This is a genomic window from Gluconobacter sp. P1D12_c, assembly GCF_018812105.1.
Classification (GTDB): Bacteria; Pseudomonadota; Alphaproteobacteria; order Acetobacterales; family Acetobacteraceae; genus Gluconobacter; species Gluconobacter oxydans_A.
The window spans coordinates 1-557 of record NZ_JACSIQ010000232.1 but is presented as its reverse complement, the minus strand read 5'-3'; the positions used below and the strand labels follow the sequence as shown (position 1 = coordinate 557).

Here is a 557-nt window from a genome sequence, read left to right as displayed (position 1 = left end):
TCGGCTTCGTGAAGATCAGGCCGAACAGGTTCGCCAAGCCCTTTTGCCGTTTTTTGACAATCCCGATTTTGACCATGATGCCCTTGGCCGGGTCATGGTCACCGTTCAACGCATTACTACCCCAGCCCCCGGAACAACGGAGCCGTTTGTTATGATCCGTCCCGCACAGAACCGTGCTGTCACCTTGTGGCTAATGAAGAACAGTAAACGTCCAATGAAGGCCGTGGACGTCTGGACGCTCTTGTTCGACCACCTGTTCCCACATACCGGACAGATCATGCTAACCCGCGAAGAAATCGCCGAAAAAGKCGGAATTCGGGTCAACGAAGTTACAGCCATCATGAATGAACTGGTGAAGTTCGGTGCGATTTTCTCCGAGCGCGAAAAGGTAGCCGGTATGCGAGGGCCGGGTCTTGTCCGCTACTACATGAACCGCCACGTTGCTGAAGTAGGTAGTCGTGCTACACAAGAAGAACTTTCTACAATACCAAATCCGTGATTTAATCTTGAAGTTATAGAAGGAGGAAAATTATGAAAACTAACGAACGATTCCATAT

The 557-nt window shown here is 50.0% G+C and carries 1 protein-coding gene; it reads left to right on the top strand.

The genetic code is table 11. The features are described from left to right. The coding region (locus KP705_RS21740; RefSeq protein ID WP_215765033.1) for a hypothetical protein at positions 1–499 on the top strand (499 nt) is incomplete at its 5' end. Between the last annotated feature and the right edge of the window lie 58 nt (positions 500–557).